This is a genomic window from Ralstonia sp. 25mfcol4.1 (assembly GCF_900104095.1).
GTDB lineage: Bacteria > Pseudomonadota > Gammaproteobacteria > Burkholderiales > Burkholderiaceae > Cupriavidus.
Map to the genome: position 1 here is coordinate 87039 of NZ_FNJO01000017.1, position 19097 is coordinate 106135.

17 protein-coding genes are annotated in these 19097 nt (G+C 66.9%); 8 read left to right on the top strand and 9 right to left on the bottom strand.

The genetic code is table 11. The annotated features are described in order from the left end of the window. Positions 1-8: 8 nt before the first annotated feature. Positions 9-2081, bottom strand: coding sequence for a penicillin-binding protein 1A (locus BLQ58_RS24425; RefSeq protein ID WP_092602707.1), 2073 nt, complete (start codon positions 2079-2081; stop codon positions 9-11). 1 nt (position 2082) lies between these two features. Next, on the bottom strand, positions 2083-2994 hold the full coding sequence (locus BLQ58_RS24430; protein ID WP_092602709.1) for an alpha/beta hydrolase: 912 nt from the start codon (positions 2992-2994) through the stop codon (positions 2083-2085). Between the two features lie 168 nt (positions 2995-3162). On the opposite strand from BLQ58_RS24430, the gene BLQ58_RS24435 reads away from it, so the two are divergent. Then, on the top strand, positions 3163-3396 hold the full coding sequence (locus BLQ58_RS24435) for a hypothetical protein (protein ID WP_092602775.1): 234 nt from the start codon (positions 3163-3165) through the stop codon (positions 3394-3396). Between the two features lie 61 nt (positions 3397-3457). Here the strand turns inward: BLQ58_RS24435 and bglX are convergent, their stop codons facing one another. Further along, positions 3458-5776 (bottom strand): beta-glucosidase BglX, encoded by a 2319-nt coding sequence (gene bglX, locus BLQ58_RS24440; protein ID WP_092602711.1) that lies wholly within the window; start codon positions 5774-5776, stop codon positions 3458-3460. Between the two features lie 294 nt (positions 5777-6070). Here bglX and BLQ58_RS24445 point away from each other — a divergent pair, with 294 nt between their 5' ends. Continuing rightward, positions 6071-7627 carry a glucan biosynthesis protein G gene (locus BLQ58_RS24445; protein ID WP_092602713.1) on the top strand — a complete coding sequence of 519 codons (1557 nt, stop codon included), beginning with the start codon at positions 6071-6073 and terminating at the stop codon, positions 7625-7627. A 52-nt stretch (positions 7628-7679) separates the two neighbouring features. On the opposite strand, the gene BLQ58_RS24450 is transcribed toward BLQ58_RS24445, so the two are convergent. Then, entirely contained in the window at positions 7680-7919 is a 240-nt protein-coding gene (locus tag BLQ58_RS24450) for a DUF3820 family protein (protein WP_092602715.1), read from the bottom strand. A gap of 163 nt (positions 7920-8082) precedes the next feature. Here BLQ58_RS24450 and BLQ58_RS24455 point away from each other — a divergent pair, with 163 nt between their 5' ends. Continuing rightward, positions 8083-8376 (top strand): nicotinamide mononucleotide transporter, encoded by a 294-nt coding sequence (locus BLQ58_RS24455; RefSeq protein ID WP_092602717.1) that lies wholly within the window; start codon positions 8083-8085, stop codon positions 8374-8376. Between the two features lie 92 nt (positions 8377-8468). Further along, a complete protein-coding gene (locus BLQ58_RS29235) occupies positions 8469-8618 on the top strand; it encodes a hypothetical protein (RefSeq protein WP_175459994.1) in 150 nt (49 codons plus the stop codon). Between the two features lie 23 nt (positions 8619-8641). Here the strand turns inward: BLQ58_RS29235 and BLQ58_RS24460 are convergent, their stop codons facing one another. Continuing rightward, positions 8642-9448: an NAD(P)H-dependent oxidoreductase gene (locus BLQ58_RS24460; protein ID WP_092602719.1), complete on the bottom strand. Its 807-nt coding sequence runs from the start codon at positions 9446-9448 to the stop codon at positions 8642-8644. A gap of 110 nt (positions 9449-9558) precedes the next feature. On the opposite strand from BLQ58_RS24460, the gene BLQ58_RS24465 reads away from it, so the two are divergent. Continuing rightward, positions 9559-10461 carry a LysR family transcriptional regulator gene (locus tag BLQ58_RS24465; RefSeq protein WP_092602777.1) on the top strand — a complete coding sequence of 301 codons (903 nt, stop codon included), beginning with the start codon at positions 9559-9561 and terminating at the stop codon, positions 10459-10461. A gap of 16 nt (positions 10462-10477) precedes the next feature. Here the strand turns inward: BLQ58_RS24465 and BLQ58_RS24470 are convergent, their stop codons facing one another. Beyond that, positions 10478-10939 (bottom strand): hypothetical protein, encoded by a 462-nt coding sequence (locus BLQ58_RS24470; protein ID WP_092602779.1) that lies wholly within the window; start codon positions 10937-10939, stop codon positions 10478-10480. 436 nt (positions 10940-11375) lie between these two features. On the opposite strand from BLQ58_RS24470, the gene BLQ58_RS24475 reads away from it, so the two are divergent. Then, complete coding sequence (locus tag BLQ58_RS24475) at positions 11376-12614, top strand: MFS transporter (protein ID WP_092602721.1); 1239 nt, start codon at positions 11376-11378, stop codon at positions 12612-12614. Here the strand turns inward: BLQ58_RS24475 and BLQ58_RS24480 are convergent. After that, positions 12598-13773, bottom strand: coding sequence for a zinc-binding metallopeptidase family protein (locus BLQ58_RS24480; protein WP_092602722.1), 1176 nt, complete (start codon positions 13771-13773; stop codon positions 12598-12600). The genes BLQ58_RS24475 and BLQ58_RS24480 overlap by 17 nt on opposite strands. A gap of 115 nt (positions 13774-13888) precedes the next feature. Continuing rightward, positions 13889-14614 (bottom strand): DUF2076 domain-containing protein, encoded by a 726-nt coding sequence (locus BLQ58_RS24485; RefSeq protein ID WP_092602724.1) that lies wholly within the window; start codon positions 14612-14614, stop codon positions 13889-13891. A gap of 130 nt (positions 14615-14744) precedes the next feature. Here BLQ58_RS24485 and pip point away from each other — a divergent pair, with 130 nt between their 5' ends. After that, on the top strand, positions 14745-15719 hold the full coding sequence (gene pip, locus BLQ58_RS24490) for a prolyl aminopeptidase (RefSeq protein WP_092602726.1): 975 nt from the start codon (positions 14745-14747) through the stop codon (positions 15717-15719). A 372-nt stretch (positions 15720-16091) separates the two neighbouring features. Here the strand turns inward: pip and BLQ58_RS24500 are convergent, their stop codons facing one another. Further along, positions 16092-18530, bottom strand: coding sequence for a DUF3772 domain-containing protein (locus BLQ58_RS24500; protein ID WP_092602730.1), 2439 nt, complete (start codon positions 18528-18530; stop codon positions 16092-16094). 153 nt (positions 18531-18683) lie between these two features. Here BLQ58_RS24500 and BLQ58_RS24505 point away from each other — a divergent pair, with 153 nt between their 5' ends. Continuing rightward, entirely contained in the window at positions 18684-19088 is a 405-nt protein-coding gene (locus BLQ58_RS24505) for a VOC family protein (protein WP_092602731.1), read from the top strand. Positions 19089-19097: the final 9 nt, after the last annotated feature.

Here is a 19097-nt window from a genome sequence, read left to right on the forward strand (position 1 = left end):
GGTCGGCATCAAAGGGCGGCGCCGCTGGCGCGCGGCGTGCTGGCCGGCGCCGGCATGTTCAGCGCGGCGGGCGTCGGGGAAGGGGCCATGGGCGCACCGGGCGCGCCGGGTGCACTGCCATCGGCGGGCAGGTCCGGTACGGCAGGTGGCGGCGGGAAGCCCAGCGACGCCAGGCCGTGGGTGCCGTCGGCGTTCTCGGCATAGGCCCAGTCGTTGTTGAACTGGGCCAGCTGCGCCGGCGTTGCGAAGCCGGCGTCGGGCACGCCCGCCAGGCGACCTTCCATATAGGCGGCCCAGATCGGCAGTGCCGTGGTTGCGCCGAACTCGTGGCGGCCCAGCGTGCGGTTGTCGTCAAAGCCCATCCAGGCCACGGTGACTACCTGCCCGCCGTAACCCGCGAACCAGCCGTCCACCGAATCGTTCGTGGTGCCGGTCTTGCCGGCGACGTCGTCGCGGCGCAGGTAGCGTTTGACGGCGGCGCCCGTGCCTTCGTCCACCACGCTTTGCAGCAGGCTGTTCATGACAAAGGCATTGCGCTCCGAGATCACGCGCGGTGGCTCGCTCGTATCGGCGGCAAACAGCACGTTGCCGTCCCCGTCGGTGATTTTCTCGATCAGGTACGGCTCGATGCGGTGGCCCTGGTTGGCGAACACGCCGTAGGCGGCCGCCAGCCGCAGCGGCGACGTGGTGCCCGTGCCCAGCGCCATCGGCAGATACGGGGGCAGGCGCTTGGTGGCGAAGCCGAACTTGCCGGCGAAGTCGATCGCATACGGAATGCCGATGGCCTGCAGCGTGCGGATGGCCGGCAGGTTGCGCGATTCGGCCAGTGCCTGGCGGACCGTGATCGGGCCGACAAAGCGGCCGTCATCGTTGCCCGGCTGCCAGCGCGGCGAGTTGTCGAGCGGCGCGTCGTTGATCAACGTGCCCGGCGAGATGCCGCGCTCCAGCGCCGCCGAATAGATGAACGGCTTGAAGGTCGAGCCCGGCTGGCGCTGCGCCTGCGTGGCGTGGTTGTAGCGGTTCGTGTCGAAGTTGCTGCCGCCGACCATGGCCTCGATGGCGCCGGTGCGGGCGTCCAGCGAGATCAGCGCCGCCTGGGGCAGCGCCGTGGCGGCCTTTGCCGCGCCATGCCGCTTGCCGTAACGCTCGATGCCGGCCTGCACGGCGTCATACGCCAGCGTCTGGTGCATCGACGACACCGTGGTGTAGACGTTGATGCCGCGCGTGTAGGCCTCGTCGCCGAAACGGTCATGCGCCAGCTGGCGCGCCAGTTCGGCCACGTATTCGGCGTGCCCGTCGAAGCGGCCATTGGCATCGTGACTGACCACGATCTGTGCATTGCGCGCCTCGCGATACTGGTCCTGCGTGATCATGCCAAGCGCCAGCATGCGGCCGAGCACGTATTCCTGGCGGCGCTTGGCGCGGGGCAGGTTGACCACCGGATTCATCGTCGAGGGCGCCTTGGGCAGGCCGGCCAGCATGGCCGTCTCGGCCAGCGACAGTTGCGCCAGGGGCTTGCCGAAGTAGGTCTGCGCCGCGCTGCCGAAGCCGTAGGCGTGCTCGCCCAGGTACACCTGGTTCATATAGAGCTCGAGGATGCGTTCCTTGGGCAGCGACCGGTCGATCTCGAAAGCCAGCAGGATTTCATACCACTTGCGCGACAGCGTCTTTCCGCGCGACAGGTAGAAGTTGCGGGCCACCTGCATCGTGATGGTGGAAGCGCCCTGGGCGTAGCCCTCGCCGATATTGGCCAGCGCGGCGCGTACCAGGCCTGGCACGTCCACGCCCACATGGCTGTAGAACTGGTCGTCCTCGGCCGCCAGCAGCGCATCGGACATCAGCTTCGGCATGCGGTCGATCGGGATGAACTCACGATGTTCCGTGCCGAATTCGCCGATCTGCACGTCGTCACGGGTGAAGACACGCAGCGGCACCTGGGGGCGATAGTCGCGCAGTGCGTCGACGGACGGCAATTGCCGCAGGCTGACCACAGCGGCAAAACCGGCCAGCAGCACACCGGCTGCGGCCAGGCCTGCGGTCACGGCCGCAGCCTTGACTACGATTTTTTTCATGGCGCGCATTCTACCGCGCTGCGGAAAGCGGCAACGGCACACCGGCTTCGGTTATATCGGCAGGCGGCGCCTTGGCCGCGCGCCGGGGCCCCTGGACCGGCGGAGGTGGTTGATGCGGCACCTGCTGGGCGAATTCGCAAAGCGCGAGCCAGGTTTCGGGCAACTCGACGATGGTGTAGTGGTCCGCCCCGGCAATGGTCTGCACCGCCACCGGTCCCGGCCAGGCGGCCATCAGCCGTTCGGAGCACGCGTGCGGCACGACATCGTCCCGTTCGGCAAGCAGCACCTTGGTGCTCTGCACGACCTTCTTGCAGTGGGAGATGGAATCGAAGTGGTGGCGCATCAGCTGCCGCAGCGGCACCAGCGGAAAGCGTTTGCGTACGATCTCCAGCAGCGAATCGTAGGGGGTGATCAGCTGCAGGCTCTCGAAATCCTGCAGGTCGGCCAGCTGGATCGCCACCCCGGTCCCCAGCGAGCGGCCCACCACATGCACGCGCACACCTGGAAAGGCGCGGCGGATATGCAGGAGGAACTGGCTCGCATCGGCCACGGCGGCGGCCTCGGACGGCATGCCGTCCGAGTGGCCCAGCCCACGGTAGTCGAACGTGGCAAAGCCCATGCCGGCGGGCAGCCATTTCATGAACTGCAGCGTTTCCAGGACGTCCTCGCCGCGCCCGGGCAGGTAGAACAGCAGGTCGCGCACGCCCTCGTGGTCGGCATGGTAGGTGTAGCCCCGGAACAGGCCGCCCGGCACCGGATGCGAATAGGCGTCGATGCCGTCGGGCAGGTCGCGCGGCGGGCGCCGGCGCGCGTCGAACAACAGCCGCTCCTGGTTGACGGTGAGATAGGTCCAATAGCAGGCAAAGCCGCCGGCCGTCACAAGGGTGGCGGCCAGTGTCCTGCGCAATAACGACGATGACATGGGGGCGTTGAACGGTGACGGCGGGCGGTGACGGACGGGGTCACGGACTGTAATGTCCCGTTCAGCCTACCCGAATTTCTGGCAATGCGGCGTTGGACCCGGCAGGGTGCCCGCAAGTTCTTGTACGATATGCCGCATATCGACATCAAGGCCACAAGGGGCTGTTGCATGAGTGACGAACAGAAGCGCGCCGAGGAGGCGCAGGCAATGGAGCGCGTGGTCAATGCCACGCGCCAGGTGCAGGTGGCCTTCACCGCGCTGCAAAGCCAGTATCCGCCGCAAGGCGGCGGCAAGCCGTCGAAGATCGCCTTGCAGACTTTCGATGCCGCGCTGCAGTCGCTGGAAGACGCCCAGGCGGCGTTCGACGAAGTGCTCAACGACCTGCTGGACGGCAACCGCTGAGCGTTCCTGCCGATGATGTCGGACGCCCCGATCCGGTGCGGGGCCGGGGCGTGGATATCGATCATTCGAGCGTGAACTTCGCTTCCTTGACGGCAGCCGAGTCAAAACCCACCTGCACGTTGAACTCGCCCGGTTCGGCCACGTATTCCAGCCTGGCGTTGTAGAACTTGAGCTGGTCTTCGCCGATCGTGAAATCGATCACGTGCGATTCGCCCGGTGCCAGCATCACTTTGCGGAAGTCCTTCAGCTCCTTGACCGGCCGCACGGTCGATGCCATCACGTCCTGCAGATACAGCTGCGCGACGGCTTCGCCGGCACGGTCGCCGGTGTTCTTCACGGTCACGCTGGCCGTAAGCTGACCATTGCGCGCCAGTTTCGTGCCCGACAGCCGCACGTCGGACATGCTGAACGTGGTGTAGCTCAGGCCGTAGCCGAACGGGTAGAGCGGGCCGTATTCCTCCTCAAAGTACTGTGAGGTGTAGTTCGGCGCCTTGCCGGGCGTGAACGGCCGGCCGATCCGCAGCGCGTTGTAGTAGGTGGGAATCTGGCCCAGCGAGCGCGGGAACGTGACCGGCAGCTTGCCCGACGGATTGGCGTCGCCGAACAGCAGGTCGGCGATGGCATGGCCGCCTTCGGTGCCGGGATACCAGGCTTCCAGAATGGCGTCGGCGTTCTCCTTTTCCCAGTGGATCGTCAGCGGGCGCCCGTTCATCAGCACCAGCACCAGCGGCTTGCCGGTGCTCTTGAGCGCCTTGAGCAGCGCCAGCTGGTTGCCGGGCAGGCCCAGGCTCGACCGGCTCGATGCCTCGTGCGACATGCCCCGCGTCTCGCCCACGGCCACCACCACCGCGTCCGCGCCGCGCGCCACGCGCACGGCCTCCTCGATCATGTCGCCGTCCGCGCGCTTGTCCTGCACCACCTCGGGGTTGTCCCAGTTCAGGAAGTTCAGGTAACCCACCACGCGCTGGTCGTCGGTGATATTGGCGCCGCGCGCGTATGTCACCTGGCCCTTGCCGGCCAGTGCATCGCGCATGCCCTGCAGCAGCGTGACCGACTGCTTGTCCACGCCGGCGGCCGACCAGCTTCCCATCATGTCGATCTGCGAATCGGCCAGCGGACCGATCACGGCCACCGTGCCGGCCTTCTTCAGCGGCAGCGTGCGATTGCGGTTTTCCAGCAGCACCATCGACTTGCGGGCCGCCTCGCGCGCCTCGGCGCGGTGCAGACGGCTTTCGGCATTGACATCGGGCGGATCGTCGGCGGCGCGGCCGATACGGCGGAACGGGTCCTGGAACAGGCCCATGTCGTACTTGGCGGTCAGCACTTCGCGTACCGCTTCATCGATCAGCGACACCGGCACCGCGCCGGACTTGACCAGCGTGGGCAGCTGTTCCAGGTAGCGCGTATCGGCCATGCTCATGTCCACGCCGGCCTCGATGGCAAGCCGGGCGGCGTCGCGGCCCGTGCTGGCCACGCCGTGGCGCAGCAGTTCGTCGATGGCGCCGTGGTCGCTGACGGTCACGCCCTTGAAACCCCATTCCTTGCGCAGCAGGTCACGCAGCAGCCATTTGTTTGACGTGGCCGGCTGGCCGTTGACCGAGTTCAGCGCGATCATCACGCCGCCGGCGCCTGCGTCCAGACCGGCGCGGTAGGGCGGCAGGTAGTCGTTGTACATGCGCTGCGGGCTCATATCGACGGTGTTGTAGTCGCGACCGCCTTCCACGGCGCCGTACAGCGCAAAATGCTTGACGAACGCCATCACGCTGTCCGGGTTGGCCGGCGACGTCCCCTGGAAACCCTTCACACTGGCGCGCGCGCATTGCGACACCAGGAACGGGTCTTCGCCGAAGCCTTCCGACGTGCGGCCCCAGCGCGGGTCGCGCGAGATGTCGACCATCGGCGCGAAGGTGGCGTCCAGGCTGTCCGATGCGGCCTCCAGCCCGGAAATCCGCGCGGCCTTTTCCACCACGCCCATGTCCCAGCTCGATGCCAGCCCCAGGCTGATCGGGAACACGGTGCGGTGGCCGTGCACCACGTCGTAGGCAAAGAAGATCGGAATCTTCATGCGGCTGCGCATGGCCGCTTCCTGCAGCGGGCGGTTGTCCTTGCGCGTGACGGAGTTGAACGTGCCGCCCACCCGGCCGGCCGTGATCTCCTCCATCAGCTTCGGTGCGGGCATCTCGGGCCCGATGCTGATCAGGCGCAGCTGGCCGATTTTCTCGTCGAGCGTCATCCGGCCGATCAGGCTGTCGACGAACGCCTGCCGGTCGGTGGCAGGGGCGGTATTGACGGCCGCCGGGGCGCTGGTGTCGGCAGGTGCGGCGCCGGCAAACAAGGGCGCGCAGGCAAGGCTGGCGGCAACGGCCAGCGTGGAAAGCATTCGCATTATTCGTCGTCTCTGATGGGCGGACTGGCGGACGCACTGCCGGGATCATCGCCCTGCATGATGCGGGAAGGGCGCTTCGCCGGCTGTCGCCACGTGTCTGACAGGCGCGTCAGGAGAAATCGGTTATTTTTCTGAACTGCGCCGCAAGTTTACAGCCTTACTGTGCCTAAAATGGTCGGTTTGTGGCCGCTGTGTGGCTTTTCCGATGTAAATCCAGGAGGTTGATTGGTGTTTGCCGCTTTCGTCGCCCGTTCCGTCGCGTCGTTTCGTAACAGGTTGCAACTTGTCTTGCCGGGCGCCGCTCTCGCTGCGTGCACGCTTGGCGCCGCGCAGGCCCACGCGTTTTCGCTCGACGACGTGACCGCCCGCGCGAAGAAACTCGCCGACCAGCCTTATGCGGCGCCGGTCAGCAACCTTCCGCCCGTCTTCGCGCAGATGCAGTTCGGCGACTACATCAAGATCCAGCCGAAGATGGACAACGTGGAGTGGAAGGGCCAGGGCACGCCGTTCAAGCTCGGTTTCTACCACCAGGGCATGCATTTCAGCACGCCGGTGCGGATCAGCGAGATTGTCGACAGCCGCATCCACGAGATCAAGTACGAACCCAGCCGCTTTGACTTCGGCGATCTGAAGCTCGACAAGGCCGCCACCAACAAGCTTGGGTACGCGGGCTTTCGCGTGCTGTACCCGATCAACCGTGCCGACAAGCTCGACGAAGTGATGAGCGTGCTGGGCGCCAGCTATTTCCGCGTGATCGGCAAGGGGCAGGTCTATGGGCTGTCCGCGCGCGGGCTGGCAATCAACACTGGCCTGTCGGAGCCCGAGGAATTCCCGGCCTTCCGCGAGTTCTGGATCGAGCGCCCGAAGCCCGAGGACAAGCGCCTGGTGTTCTACGCGCTGCTGGATTCGCAGAACGCCACCGGCGCCTATCGCTTCGAGCTGCAGCCCGATGCCGATGCGGTGCTGAAGGTGCAGGCGCGCGTGTTCATGCGCGGCGCGGTCAAGAAGGTGGGCATTGCGCCGCTGACCAGCATGTTCCTGTTCGGCCCGCAGCAGATGCGCGATGCCAACAATTTCCGCCCGGCGCTGCATGACTCGAACGGCCTGGCGATTCATACCGGCGACGGCGAATGGCTCTGGCGCCCGCTGAACAACCCGAAGTACGTGGCGCTGAGCATGTTCCAGGTGAACAATCCGCGCGGCTTCGGCCTGATGCAGCGCGGCCGCGACTTCGCGTCGTATGAAGATCTGAAGGACCGCTACGACCTGCGCCCCAGCGCCTGGATCGAACCGCAGGGCGACTGGGGGCGCGGCAAGGTGGAACTGGTGGAAATTCCCACGCCGGACGAAACCAACGACAACATCGTGTCGTTCTGGACGCCCGACCAGCTGCCGCCCAAGGGCACGCCGATCAAGGCCGACTACACGATTCACTGGACCATGGACGAGCGTGGCGTGTTCGCCAAGGATCTGGCGTGGGCCAAGCAGACGCTGCGCACGGCCGGCGAGATCACGCAGAAGAACCTGATCCGTCATCTGGACGGCAGCCTGGGCTTCGTGATCGACTTCGAGGGCGGCCCGCTGGCCTCGCTGCCGGCGAATACGCCGGTGCAGGCGCAGTTCAGCGTGGGCGACAACGCCGAGGTCATCGAAAACGTGCTGCAGCCGAATCCGGTGACCAAGGGCTATCGTGTGACGCTGCGCATCAAGGTCAAGGATCCGAACAAGGTGGTGGAAATGCGTGAGGCCCTGGTGGCCAACGGCAAGCCGCTCAGCGAGACCTGGAGCTACCAGATCCCGCCGGGCACCGCCAACCAGCCGACGCCGGCCCAGGCCGTCAAGTAAGGGCTGCCGGGACGATCGAGGGGAAAGGGTCAGCCACGCGGCTGGCCCTTCTTCATTTCCGCACCCCGCCGGGCACGCGGGCGCGCAGCGGCTTCAGCAGGTCAGAGAGGCCGTTGTGGTCAAGCTCGTGCATCAGCGCCAGCAGCCGGCCGATCTCGCCGGGCGGAAAACCCTCGCGCGCAAACCAGTTCAGGTAGTTGCCCGGCAGGTCGGCGATCAGCGTGCCCTTGTGCTTGCCGAAGGGCATCTCGCGCGTGACGAGCAGGAGTAGCGATTCGCTGTCCGGCAGCATGGATCGGTTTCCCGTGGTGAAGTGCGCGCATTGTAGCGCCGCATGGGCCGGCCGCCGCGTAGCACGCCTGCCGACCCGCCGACATACCGCTTGCGTGATCCGGCCCATTTCCGGTAGTCTCCGTTTTGCATACAAAAAATGAACGCAAATCGGAGACAAACCCATGGAGCTTGCGACTCAACTTCCTCAATTGCTGACTGGACTTGAATGGTCGGGGTGCGCCCTGGCCATGAGTGGGTCGTTCCTGGTGGCGCTGCACAACCGTGCATCGCGCTGGGGATGGATTGCCTACCTGTGCTCGAACCTGGTGTGGAGCGCCTTTGCACTGGTCACGGGCACCTATGGACTGTTTGTCCAGCAGCTTGGCTTCACGGCCACCAGCCTGTACGGCCTGTATCGTCATACGCGGCACTACCGCCAGGCGGCCCGGGAAGCGCGCGGCGCGCAGGCGGCCTGAGCGGTCAGGGCTCTCTGGCCGGCCGGGAAGCGTGAAACTTCACGGCCCACCCTGACGTCGAAGCCTGCATTGCAACGATTCAGGCTCTGCCCATGCGCGTCATCTTCAGCACCTTCGGCATATTGTTCCTTCTGGCTTCGACCCAGGGGTGCACCACCGTGTCCGATACCGGCGGGCGGCAATCGAGCGTGACCGCCTACGGCACCGTCGATGCCGGGGTCAGCGTCACCCGGGACCGGTGAGTCCCGTGGCCGCCTCCGGGCTATCACTCGATTTCAGCATCTAAGGCCGCTTCGGACACATGTGCCGCATAGCCGGTCTGTCCCGGGGCGATATCGGGCCGTAGCGTCAGCGCCGGAATCTCGTAGGCGCCGCTGTTCTGCGGCCGAAACGCGATGGGCGTGGCCGTGAACAGTTGGTCCAGACGTTCGCCCAGCGCATCGGTCGTGGCCTGGAAGCGCGCTGCGTCCATGCGGCTGGTGCGATAGACGAGGAACGGCGGCAGCACGTCGAAGCCGGGGTAGTACAGGATGCCGTGCTGGATCGGGAACAGGATGTCGTCCATCGGCCCGTTGATGCCGCGCGGGCCATAGTGCGATTCCCAGCCGCCCGTGGTCACCATCAGCATTGCCCGCTTGCCGGCCAGGTTGCCCTCGCCGTAGCGGTCGCCCCAGCGCGCGTCCGAGTGCTCGCCCACGCCGTACGCAAAACCGTAGGCGTACACACGCTCGACCCAGCCCTTGAGAATGGCCGGCATCGAGAACCACCAGAGCGGGAATTGCAGGATCACGGCATCCGCCCAGCGCAGCTTTTCCTGCTCCGCGGCGATATCGGGGCTCTGCACGCCGTTCTCGAAGGCGTGGCGCGAATCGAGCGACGGGTGGAAGGGCGCGCCGCCGGGACGCCGCTCCAGCGTGTCCCCGGCATCGAGCGGTGCCTTCCACTGCATGGCATAGAGATCCGAAACCTGCACCTGATGCCCGGCGGCCTCCAGCCGTTGCACCGCGAAATCCCGCAGCGACCCGTTCAGCGACGTGGGCTCGGGGTGGGCGTAAACAATCAGTACGTTCATGACAGCCTTCCATTGATCAGTCGGTGAAGGCAGGATAGGTGCGGCTTGGGTATATTAGAAATGAATATCCAAAATTACAGCCATTAACCGTTTCTATGCCGTCATCCGCCATGACGAATCTGCGCCGCCTCGACCTGAACCTGCTTGTCACGCTGGATGTGCTGCTGTCGGAGCACAACGTCACCCGCGCCGCGGAGCGCCTGCACTATTCGCAGCCATCGGTCAGCGTGCATCTGGCCCGGCTGCGCGAGATATTCGACGATCCCTTGCTGTTGCCGGGGCCGCGCGGCATGCGGCCCACCGCGCGTGCCGAATCGCTGCGGACGCCGCTGCGCGAGGCGCTGGCCGCGCTGGAACTGGCCGTGTCGCCCGAACACCCGTTCGAACCGGCCGTGGCCACCAACACCTGGCGCATCGCGGCCACCGACTACAGCGAATCGACGGTGTTGCTGCCGGCGCTGTCCAGCCTGCGGCAAGCCGCGCCCGGCACCCGGGTGGCCGTGGTGGAGATGGTGCCCGCCAACCTCGTGCGTCTGGCCGAGCGTGGCGATATCGACCTGGCATTCCATACCACCGAAGGTTCGCCGGTATCGCTGCATCGGCTGCCGTTGTTCACCGAGCGTTACGTGCTGGTGGGGCGCGCCGGGCATCCGCACCTGAAGCGCAAGCCCACGCTGGCGCAGTTCTGCGCGCTGGAGCACGTGATCGTGTCGCCCGACGGCGGCGGCTTCTTCGGCGTCACCGACGAGGCGCTGGCGGCGGCGGGGCTGTCGCGCCGCGTGGCGCTGTCCGTGCCGCATTTCCTGTACGTGGCCGCGGTGGTGGGCAGCACCGATCTGGTGGCGATGCTGCCCGCGCGGCTGGTGGTCGACAACCCGGCGCTGCAAGTGGTGGACGCACCCGTCGACGTTCCCGGCTACGAGATGTCGATGCTCTGGCACGAGCGCCTGCATCGCGACCCCGCGCACCGGTGGCTGCGGCAGGCCATCGTTGCATCGCTGCCCGCCGCCTGAGCGGGCAATCCCCGATTCAGTTGCAGGCCGTGCCCGGCACGGGTTTGCCGGTGGTGGTCAGCCCCTGGCAGGCATCGCCGGCCACCAGCGGTGCATCGCCGGACTGCGGCGGTGCCAGGCGCAACTTGCCCGCCACGGTACAGCAGTTGCGGGGCACGCTGACGTGTTGCGACTGCGGTTGTCCCTGCGAGGGCGGCGACTGCGGCGAGGGTTGTGAAGGCGGCTGCGGTTGCGAGGACGGCTGTACCGATGGCGGGTTCGATGGCTGCGGTGACAGCTTGATCGTCGGCATCGACTTGCTTGACGAGGATGCCGGCCCCGGGGCATCGGGGCCATCCGCGTCGGGCGCCATGCAGGTGCCCATGTTGCAGATGCGGTCGCCCTTGCACTGCATGTCGTGCTGGCATCCCTGCCCAAGGGCGGGAAGGGTCCAGGCCAGGCCAATGGCCGAAAGAAGCAGAGCATTACGCAGGGACATATCCCCCTCCCACACGATAAAACGCGCGGCACCCGGCGCCATGCTTCGTGGGTACGGTGCCCCGGCGTCGCATGTATTCAGCATAGGGCGACGCGTGCATGCCCCGCCATGCTCTTGTGCCCTATCCCACAGTGACGCGCCCGCAACTGGATGACGGCGGATACAGGACTCCGGCGAAGGGGCATTGCGCCGGGCTCCGGCAGCGAAAACGGTTTTGCTTCACAATAGCGCCCTCGCGTAGTCGGTGCCGTCCCCGGCGGCACAGCGTAGTACTACGTAGCTGCATCACCCGGTATCACCTGCATCACCTGCATCACCCCGTATTGCCCATGACGACGCCGCACCGGAGCACGCTGGAGCCCCCGAGGCAGGACGCAAGATCCTGCCCGCCAGTCCGCGGCGCAAAGCCATAACAAGTGTTTCGCGATCTCTCCTCATGACCGCTCCTTCCGGAAATTTCGATAACGTCCCCGATCTCGCCCCCCATCCCGATACACCCCGCAACCGTGCCGCCGACCGCCGCGCGCTACTGGCGCTTGGCGTGGGCAGCTTCGGTATCGGCACGGGCGAGTTCGTCATCATGGGCCTGTTGCCCGATGCCGCACGCGACCTGGCCATCAGCATCCCCGAGGCCGGCCACCTGATCAGCGCCTACGCGCTGGGCGTGGTGATCGGCGCGCCGCTGCTGGCGGTGCTGGGTGCGCGCTGGCCGCGCCGCAATCTGCTGATCGCGCTGATGGCGTTCTTCGCCATCGGTAACGTGGCCAGCGCACTCGCGCCGACGTATCTGTCGATGCTGGTCCTGCGGTTGCTGACCGGCTTTCCGCACGGCACCTACTTTGGCGTGGCGGCGCTGGTGGCGGCCGGGCTGGTGCCGCGTGAGCGTCGCGCCCAGGCCGTGGGCCTGGTCATGCTCGGCCTGACTGTGGCGACACTGGTGGGGGTGCCCATCGCGGCCGGCATCGGCACATGGCTGGGCTGGCGCGCCGCATTCATGATCGTGGGCGCCATTGGCGCGCTGACGGTGCTGCTGGTCTGGCGCTGGGTGCCGTTCGTCCCGGCTGACCGCCATGCCAGCCCGCTGCGCGAACTGTCGGCACTGGCGCGCAAGCAGGTGTGGTTCACGCTCGGCATCGGCGCGATCGGCTTTGGCGGCATGTTTGCCGTGTTCAGCTATGTCAAGCCGACCATGCTCGAAGTGGCGCACATGCCGGCCAGCGGCATTCCGATCGTGCTGGCGCTGTTCGGCGTCGGGATGGTGGCCGGCAACCTGGCGGGCGCCAAGCTGGCCGACCGCGCATTGATGCCGACGGTGGGCGGTGTCCTAGTGTGGTCGGCGCTGGTGCTCGGCGCATTCGTGTTCACGGCGCACCACGCCTGGCTGGCGTCGCTGAACGTGATGCTGGTGGGTACGGCGGTGGCGCTGGGCCCGCCGCTGCAGATCAGGCTGATGGACGTGGCCGGCGACGCACAGACGCTGGCCGCCGCGCTCAATCATTCGGCCTTCAACATGGCCAACGCGCTGGGCGCCTGGCTGGGCGGCGTGACCATCGCCGCCGGCATGGGCTGGACATCCACGGGCTGGGTTGGCGCGCTGCTGGCGCTGGGCGGGCTGGCCGTGTTCGCGTGGTCGCTGTCCAGCGCGCCGCGCCGTGACGTTACCGTGACGGCTTGATGTCGGGCTTGACGTCGGGCTTGACGTCGGCGCTGGCGGCGGGCTGGCCGGCTGGCTTGGCTGCCGGCGTGCCGGCCGGCGGCTGCGCGGGGCTGGCATGCTCGCGCGCCGCCGCATCGATCACCCGATGCACAAACTCCAGCTTGGCCACCACCGCCGACGACAGTGTGAACGGGTAGCCATCCGGCACGCCCAGACTGCGGTTCAGGCTGTTCAGCACGTAGGTCAGCGGAAACCAGCGTTGCATCAGGCTGCGGAAACTGGCGTCCTCCACGGGCGTCTGGTCGGTCAGCGTCGGCTCGCGCGGGCTTTCCGGCTTGAGCACCAGCCCGCATGACTGGGCTGTGTCGAGCGTATCCACCATATGCAGGTAGTGGGCCCAGGTTTCGGCCCAGTCTTCCCACGGATGCATCGTCGCGTAGGCGCTGACGAACGACGCCTGCCAGTCGGGGGGCGCTCCATGGTCATAGTGGCGTTGCAACGCCGCCGCGTAATCGGCGCTTTCGTCGCCGAACAGCTTCCGGAACGGTTCGATACGCCGCGTGCCGGCAACCAGCCGGTTGAAGTAGAAATGCCCCACCTCATGCCGGAAGTGCCCCAGCAGCGTGCGATAGGCTTCGCCCATCTCGGTGCGGGTGCGCTCGCGGTACGCGTCGTCGGCTTCGGCGATGTTGATGGTGATACGGCCGTTGTCGTGCCCGGTCATCGCCGGGTCGTGCGGGCCGGTGTTGGCCAGGAAGTCGAACTGCAGGCCCGATACGGGGTCGTCGTCGCGCGAGATGACCGGCAACCCGAGCGACAGCAGCGTATAGAGCAGGCGCCGCTTGGCGGATTCCAGCCGGTACCAGTACAGGCGGTTCTCGGGTGCTTCGAGGTTGGGGATGGTGTGGGTCAGCTTGCACGCCTCGCACAGCGTGGCGGGGTCTTCCGCGGGCACCATCCAGTTGCAGACCGCTTCCACCTGGTAGTTGTGACAGCGGCGGAACATGGCGCCGTGAGCATCGGGATGCAGGCTGCGCCAGCCGCCGGCATCGTCGCCCTCGAAGGCCGCCAGCTGCGACAGGGCGGGAATGAAGCCAAGCGTGGCCTGGCAGCGTTCGCAGGCGATGTTCTCGAAGAACACCAGGTTGTCGCAGCGATTGCAGTGGAACGTCTTCATGGCGCCGGCTCTCCGTGCCGGGCAGGCGGCGCCCGGTTGCCCTGATCCTGCCCGCAACGGGGCGGGCCGGCAACCGGAGGCTGTCCTACAAGGGCGGCCGGCGCCGCCCGCGACGTCAGAAGAACGACGAGTCGTCGTCCTGGCTGGCGTCGACGTAGTCATCCAGCCCGTTGTCCAGGTTGCCGTTGTCGGCCAGCAGCGCGTTGTCGCGCTGGCCGCCGCTGCCGCTGTCGTCGCCGTAGAAGTTGTTCACCACGGTCTCGGAACCCGTCGCCGGTTGGCCGCCGAAGAAGCCGCCGCCGCTGTTGCCGCGATGGAACAGGTTTTCGATCCCCTGGAACAGCATGGCCCCGCCCGCCACCCCGGCGGCCGTGGTGGCGATGCTGCCGAGCGTGCCTCCCAGCCCGCCGCCCAGAAAGCCCGGGCGGGCCGCCTGGGCCGCCTGGGCCGGTTGTGCCGGCGTGGCCTGGTACTGGGGGGCGGCAGGGGGCGCGGAAGGATAGGGCTGCTGCGGCGGATACTGCGGCGCCGGCGCGGCCTGCGGCGCGCGGCCGGCGCTGTTGCCCCAGGCGGCGTCGTTGTCCATGAAGCCGCGTCCGCCAGCGCCATTGGCGGCCTGCGCCGCCTGCAACTGTGCCTGGAGCGACTGGATCTGCGTCTGCGCCTGTTGCAGCGCGCGATCGAGCAGCATCGACCGCTGCACCAGCAGATAGGCGGTATCGGGCTGGCGCGCGGCGGCATCGGCAATCATGGCCGCCGCCTGGGCGTCCTTGTTGTCCACGCGCGCCTGGGTCAGTTGGCTCAGGAAGGCTTCCAGTGCTTGCACGTCTTGGGGAGTCATGGCGTCACCTCTTGGGGTTCGGTTGCGGTACGGCTCAAATCTAGGGCCGCAGACTTAAACGAAACTTAAAGCAACCCGCGTGGCCGGGGGCTACACTTTTGTTTCGAATGATCTCCACGCGAAACAATTCATGTCCGCCCTGCGCACGCTCTATCCCGAAATCGAACCCTACGAGACCGGCACGCTCGACGTGGGCGACGGTCATGTCCTGTATTTCGAACGCGTCGGCACGCGCGGCGCCAAGCCGGCCGTGTTCCTGCATGGCGGGCCCGGCGGCGGCATTTCGCCGGACCATCGCCGCCTGTTCGATCCGGCGCGCTACGACGTGCTGCTGTTCGACCAGCGCGGCTGCGGGCAATCCACGCCGCACGCGTCGCTGGAGGCCAATACCACCTGGCATCTGGTGGACGACATCGAGAAGCTCCGCCAGTTGATGGGCGTGGAACAATGGCTCGTGTTCGGCGGCTCCTGGGGCTCCACGCTGGCGCTGGCCTACGCGCAGACCCATCCGGCGCGTGTGAGCGAACTGGTGCTGCGCGGCGTCTACACCGTCTCGCAGGCCGAACTCGACTGGTACTACCAGTTCGGCGTCTCGGAGATGTTTCCGGACAGCTGGGCGCGCTTCCAGGCCCCGGTGCCCGTCGCCGAGCGCGGCAACATGATGGCGGCCTATCGCAAGCTGCTGACCGGCGATGACCGGCAGAAGCAACTCGAAGCCGCACGCGCCTGGAGCGTCTGGGAAGCCGAAACCATCACGCTGCTGCCCAACCCCGACATTGCCGCCAAGCACGACGAAGGCCACTTTGCGCTGGCCTTCGCGCGCATCGAGAACCACTACTTCACCCATCGCGGCTGGCTCGACGACGGCCAGCTGCTGCGCGATGCCTACAAGCTGGCCGGCATTCCCGGGGTGATCGTGCATGGCCGCTACGACATGCCGTGCCCCGCACGCTATGCCTGGGCGCTGCACCAGGCGTGGCCTGACGCCGACTTCCACTTGATCGAAGGCGCGGGCCATGCGTGGACCGAGCCCGGCATCATGGACCAGCTTCTGGCCGCCACCGACCGCTTCGCGGCCGCGGATTCCGGCAAATCGAGGAATTGATCTATCCGCCGGAAAGCCCGTGGCGATCGAACGATCGTGCGCCTATACTGGCCTCTGTTGCGTTGCAGCAATGTCTGCAAGTCACGCGGACATGGTTGTTGCAGCATCCGAAGTCAGAGTCTGGAGAGCACGATGGTTCCTTGCGAACTTTGCAAGAACCTGCTGGGTCGTCCCGGTCATGTTCCGCCCCACCCGCGCCTGGCGCGGTCCGGCGATGCGACGATGCACGCCGGCAGGCAGGTCTTTGTCTACACATGCCAGCACTGCCATCAGAGGATCGTGCTGTCCACGCACGATGATGGCGCCGATTACTGGACGGGACACGAACCCGGCGGACCCTAGGCCCGCCGGGTCGGCGTCCCGCAGCAGCCCTCAGGTGCCGAGCGCCGCCGCCATGTTTTCCACGCGCAGCGTCTGCGGTTCGGACAGCGAGATATTGGCTGCCCGCAGCCGCTTCAGGATCTCGAACAGCAGGTCGCTCTTGGTGCCCGCCGCGATGCGCGGACTGCCCACATAGCCCGTGACGCTAAGCGTGATGCCATTGGGCGCCAGCTGGCTGAACGTGACCGATGGCGCGGGAATGTCCAGGATGCTGTCGTTCTCGCGATAGACCTCCAGCAGCAGGTCGCGCACGGCTTCGGGGTCGGTGTTGAGCGGGAAGGTGAGCTGCAGCGTGGCCACGCCCTGCGTGCTGTTGCTCATCGTGACGTTGCGCACGTTCTGCGAGATGAGTTGCGAGTTTGGCACGATCACCGTCGATCGGTCGCCCAACTGGATCTCCGTGGCGCGCACGTTGATGCGGCGGATATCGCCTTCCACGCCGGCCAGGCTCACCATGTCGCCCACCTTCACCGGCCGCTCGGTCAGCAGGATCAGGCCCGACACGAAGTTCTTCACGATCTCCTGCAGCCCGAAGCCGATACCCACTGACAGCGCGCTGACGATCCACGCCAGGTTTTCCCATTTCACGCCCAGCAGCGACAGCGTCAGCAGCACCAGCAACACGTAGCCCACATTGCTGAACAGCGTGATCAGCGATGCGCGCAGGCCGGGCTCGGCGCAGAGCTTGGGCAGCAGTTCGGCGTCGAGCCAGCGGCGCACCGAGCGCAGCAGCCAGATGCCCACGGTCAGCGCGATCACCGCATTGAGGATGCGTTCCGGCATGATGTTCATGCTGCGCAGCCGTTCGCCGCCCAGCACGGTCAGCAGGCTGTTGAGCAGGTCCACCGGCGTGGTGCCGAAGCCGCCCGTCAGCAGCGCCAGCACGGCCAGCAACAGCAGCACGCTGGCACCGATGCCGGACAGCACCGTCGACACCTGCTCCAGATGCGAGTCGCCCACTCCGAACAGCTGCTTGATGACCCGGCCGCTGCGATGGCTGGCCGAGAACAGCGCCTCGCAGATGTCGCGCGTGAGCTGGGTCAGCAGGTACAGGCTGCACAGCACGATGTCGAACCAGACCAGTTCGTAGGTCAGGAAGCGCGCGAAGCTGATGTAGCCGATCAGCAGGGCACCGAACGACACCGCCACGATCAACGTGACGGCAGCGTGGATCAGCCCGGCCAGCGTGGCGCGCTCTTCGGGCCGCTCGCCGGCGGCCACCAGTTCGCTGCGCACGCGGTTGGCGCGCAGCAGCGCCGCGCCGATGGTCAGCACCACCACCAGCGAGACCAGGCCGCGTCCCAGCAGCGTGACCTGCACGGTCGTATCGGCCATGCGGTTCAGTTGTTCCAGCGTGCCCGCGAGCAGCAGCAGGCCCGCCAGCACCGTGGGGAACGGCCGCATCGCCAGCGCCACCGGATCGGCCAGCGCGGGCAGCCGCCAGCTCGGATGCCGCGTGCAGAGCAGCGCGCGGCCCAGGCCGGCGATCAGCGCGCTGGTCATGGTCAGCTTGGCGATCTCGTTCATCAAATCCTGCAGCGCGGGCGATATCTCGTCGCCGCCCGTGAAGGCCGCATAGACGATGCGCACGGCCAGCGCCGTGGTGGCCACGGTGGTCAGCGCCGTGGCCAGGGCCAGCGCGCTGCGGCGCAGGCGCGTTTCCGGCAGCTGGGTCAGGCAGAACCAGGCCAGCCCGCGTTCCAGCAGGCGCCGGCCGAGCGACCAGACCGCCAGCGCGACCGCCAGCAGGATGATGGTCTTGCCGCGTTGCGAAGACTCCCACGCCAGCTGGATGCGCGGCCCGATGTCGTCGGTAAAGTTGCCCAGGCGCTCGCGGTCTTCCTCGGACACCTTGAACAGCGGCGTCCAGAAGGTGGGGTTCAGGATGCTTTCCGAGCGCAGCGCGAGCTGGTCCTTCAGGCGGCTGCGCTGCAGCTTGGCCAGCTGGTCGCGCAGGTGGGCGATGTTGTCCTTGCTGTCGGCGGCCTGCTTCAGTTCGTCGTCGAGCTGGCTCTTGCGCGCGTTCAGTTCCGCCCGCTGCCTGATGACGGCGGGCGCTTCCTTGGCGGCGTCCTTGGCTTTGCTCCCGGGGCTGGCTTCGGGCGGGGGGCCGAGCAGATCGACCTGGGCCTGCAACTGGGCGCGCTGCGGCGTCAGCGACGCGGTGAGCTTGTCGACATCGTCGTCGAGCTGCTTCAGCGCGTCGTTGAGATCGCCCAGCTTGATGTTGCCGGACGCACTGGACGCCTGCTGTTTCACGCGATCCTGCTCGGACTGCAGGCGCTTCAGTTCGGAGATGGCTTCGGCGTGCGTCAGCGTGGGAATTTGCTGCGCTTCCGCCTCGGAGGCGGGTTCGGCCGCGAAACCTGCGGGCACTTGGATCAGTGCCGCGATGACAAGGCTCATGATGAGCCAGGAGATTCGGCGCATGACTTGGGGCGCGGTGGTTGACCGGCCCGGCAGTATAAAAGCCGCGCTTCGCTGGCCCGGTGTACATTACGCCTTGCACTGCACAGCTTCACATGCTGTTACATAATCGCCGCTCCGGGGACCACCTCCGGAGCCACAAAAGGACGCCCCGCCATGACGCTCGCGATCGAACGCCTCGACCATATCGTGCTCAACGTGAAGGACGTGGAGGCCAGCGTGGCCTGGTACGAACAGGTGCTGGGCATGCAGCGCGAAGACTTCGCGTCGCGCACCGGCCAGCGCGTGTCGGTCAAGTTCGGCCAGCAGAAAATCAACCTGCGCCCGGTGGGCGAAGACGCCGTGGCGTGGTTCACCGGCGTTCACCCGACGTCGGGAAGCGACGACCTGTGCTTCATCACGAAGATGCCGCCGCAGGAGGTGGTCGCCCATTTCCTGGCACACAAGGTGGCCGTGGAAGTCGGGCCGGTGCAGCGCACCGGCGCGCTGGGGCCGATGACGTCGGTGTATTGCCGCGATCCCGACGGCAACCTGATCGAAGTGGCGAGTTATCCGGTGTAGCCGGGCGCG

What these genes read in the sequence shown, in the direction of transcription:
- BLQ58_RS24425 (WP_092602707.1), bottom strand. Translation starts at nt 2,081, where the DNA reads ATGCGCGCCATGAAAAAAATCGTAGTCAAGGCTGCGGCCGTGACCGCA.
- BLQ58_RS24430 (WP_092602709.1), bottom strand. Translation starts at nt 2,994, where the DNA reads ATGTCATCGTCGTTATTGCGCAGGACACTGGCCGCCACCCTTGTGACG.
- BLQ58_RS24435 (WP_092602775.1), top strand. Translation starts at nt 3,163, where the DNA reads ATGAGTGACGAACAGAAGCGCGCCGAGGAGGCGCAGGCAATGGAGCGC.
- bglX (WP_092602711.1), bottom strand. Translation starts at nt 5,776, where the DNA reads ATGCTTTCCACGCTGGCCGTTGCCGCCAGCCTTGCCTGCGCGCCCTTG.
- BLQ58_RS24450 (WP_092602715.1), bottom strand. Translation starts at nt 7,919, where the DNA reads ATGCTGCCGGACAGCGAATCGCTACTCCTGCTCGTCACGCGCGAGATG.
- BLQ58_RS24455 (WP_092602717.1), top strand. Translation starts at nt 8,083, where the DNA reads ATGGAGCTTGCGACTCAACTTCCTCAATTGCTGACTGGACTTGAATGG.
- BLQ58_RS29235 (WP_175459994.1), top strand. Translation starts at nt 8,469, where the DNA reads ATGCGCGTCATCTTCAGCACCTTCGGCATATTGTTCCTTCTGGCTTCG.
- BLQ58_RS24460 (WP_092602719.1), bottom strand. Translation starts at nt 9,448, where the DNA reads ATGAACGTACTGATTGTTTACGCCCACCCCGAGCCCACGTCGCTGAAC.
- BLQ58_RS24465 (WP_092602777.1), top strand. Translation starts at nt 9,559, where the DNA reads ATGACGAATCTGCGCCGCCTCGACCTGAACCTGCTTGTCACGCTGGAT.
- BLQ58_RS24470 (WP_092602779.1), bottom strand. Translation starts at nt 10,939, where the DNA reads ATGTCCCTGCGTAATGCTCTGCTTCTTTCGGCCATTGGCCTGGCCTGG.
- BLQ58_RS24475 (WP_092602721.1), top strand. Translation starts at nt 11,376, where the DNA reads ATGACCGCTCCTTCCGGAAATTTCGATAACGTCCCCGATCTCGCCCCC.
- BLQ58_RS24480 (WP_092602722.1), bottom strand. Translation starts at nt 13,773, where the DNA reads ATGAAGACGTTCCACTGCAATCGCTGCGACAACCTGGTGTTCTTCGAG.
- BLQ58_RS24485 (WP_092602724.1), bottom strand. Translation starts at nt 14,614, where the DNA reads ATGACTCCCCAAGACGTGCAAGCACTGGAAGCCTTCCTGAGCCAACTG.
- pip (WP_092602726.1), top strand. Translation starts at nt 14,745, where the DNA reads ATGTCCGCCCTGCGCACGCTCTATCCCGAAATCGAACCCTACGAGACC.
- BLQ58_RS24500 (WP_092602730.1), bottom strand. Translation starts at nt 18,530, where the DNA reads ATGCGCCGAATCTCCTGGCTCATCATGAGCCTTGTCATCGCGGCACTG.
- BLQ58_RS24505 (WP_092602731.1), top strand. Translation starts at nt 18,684, where the DNA reads ATGACGCTCGCGATCGAACGCCTCGACCATATCGTGCTCAACGTGAAG.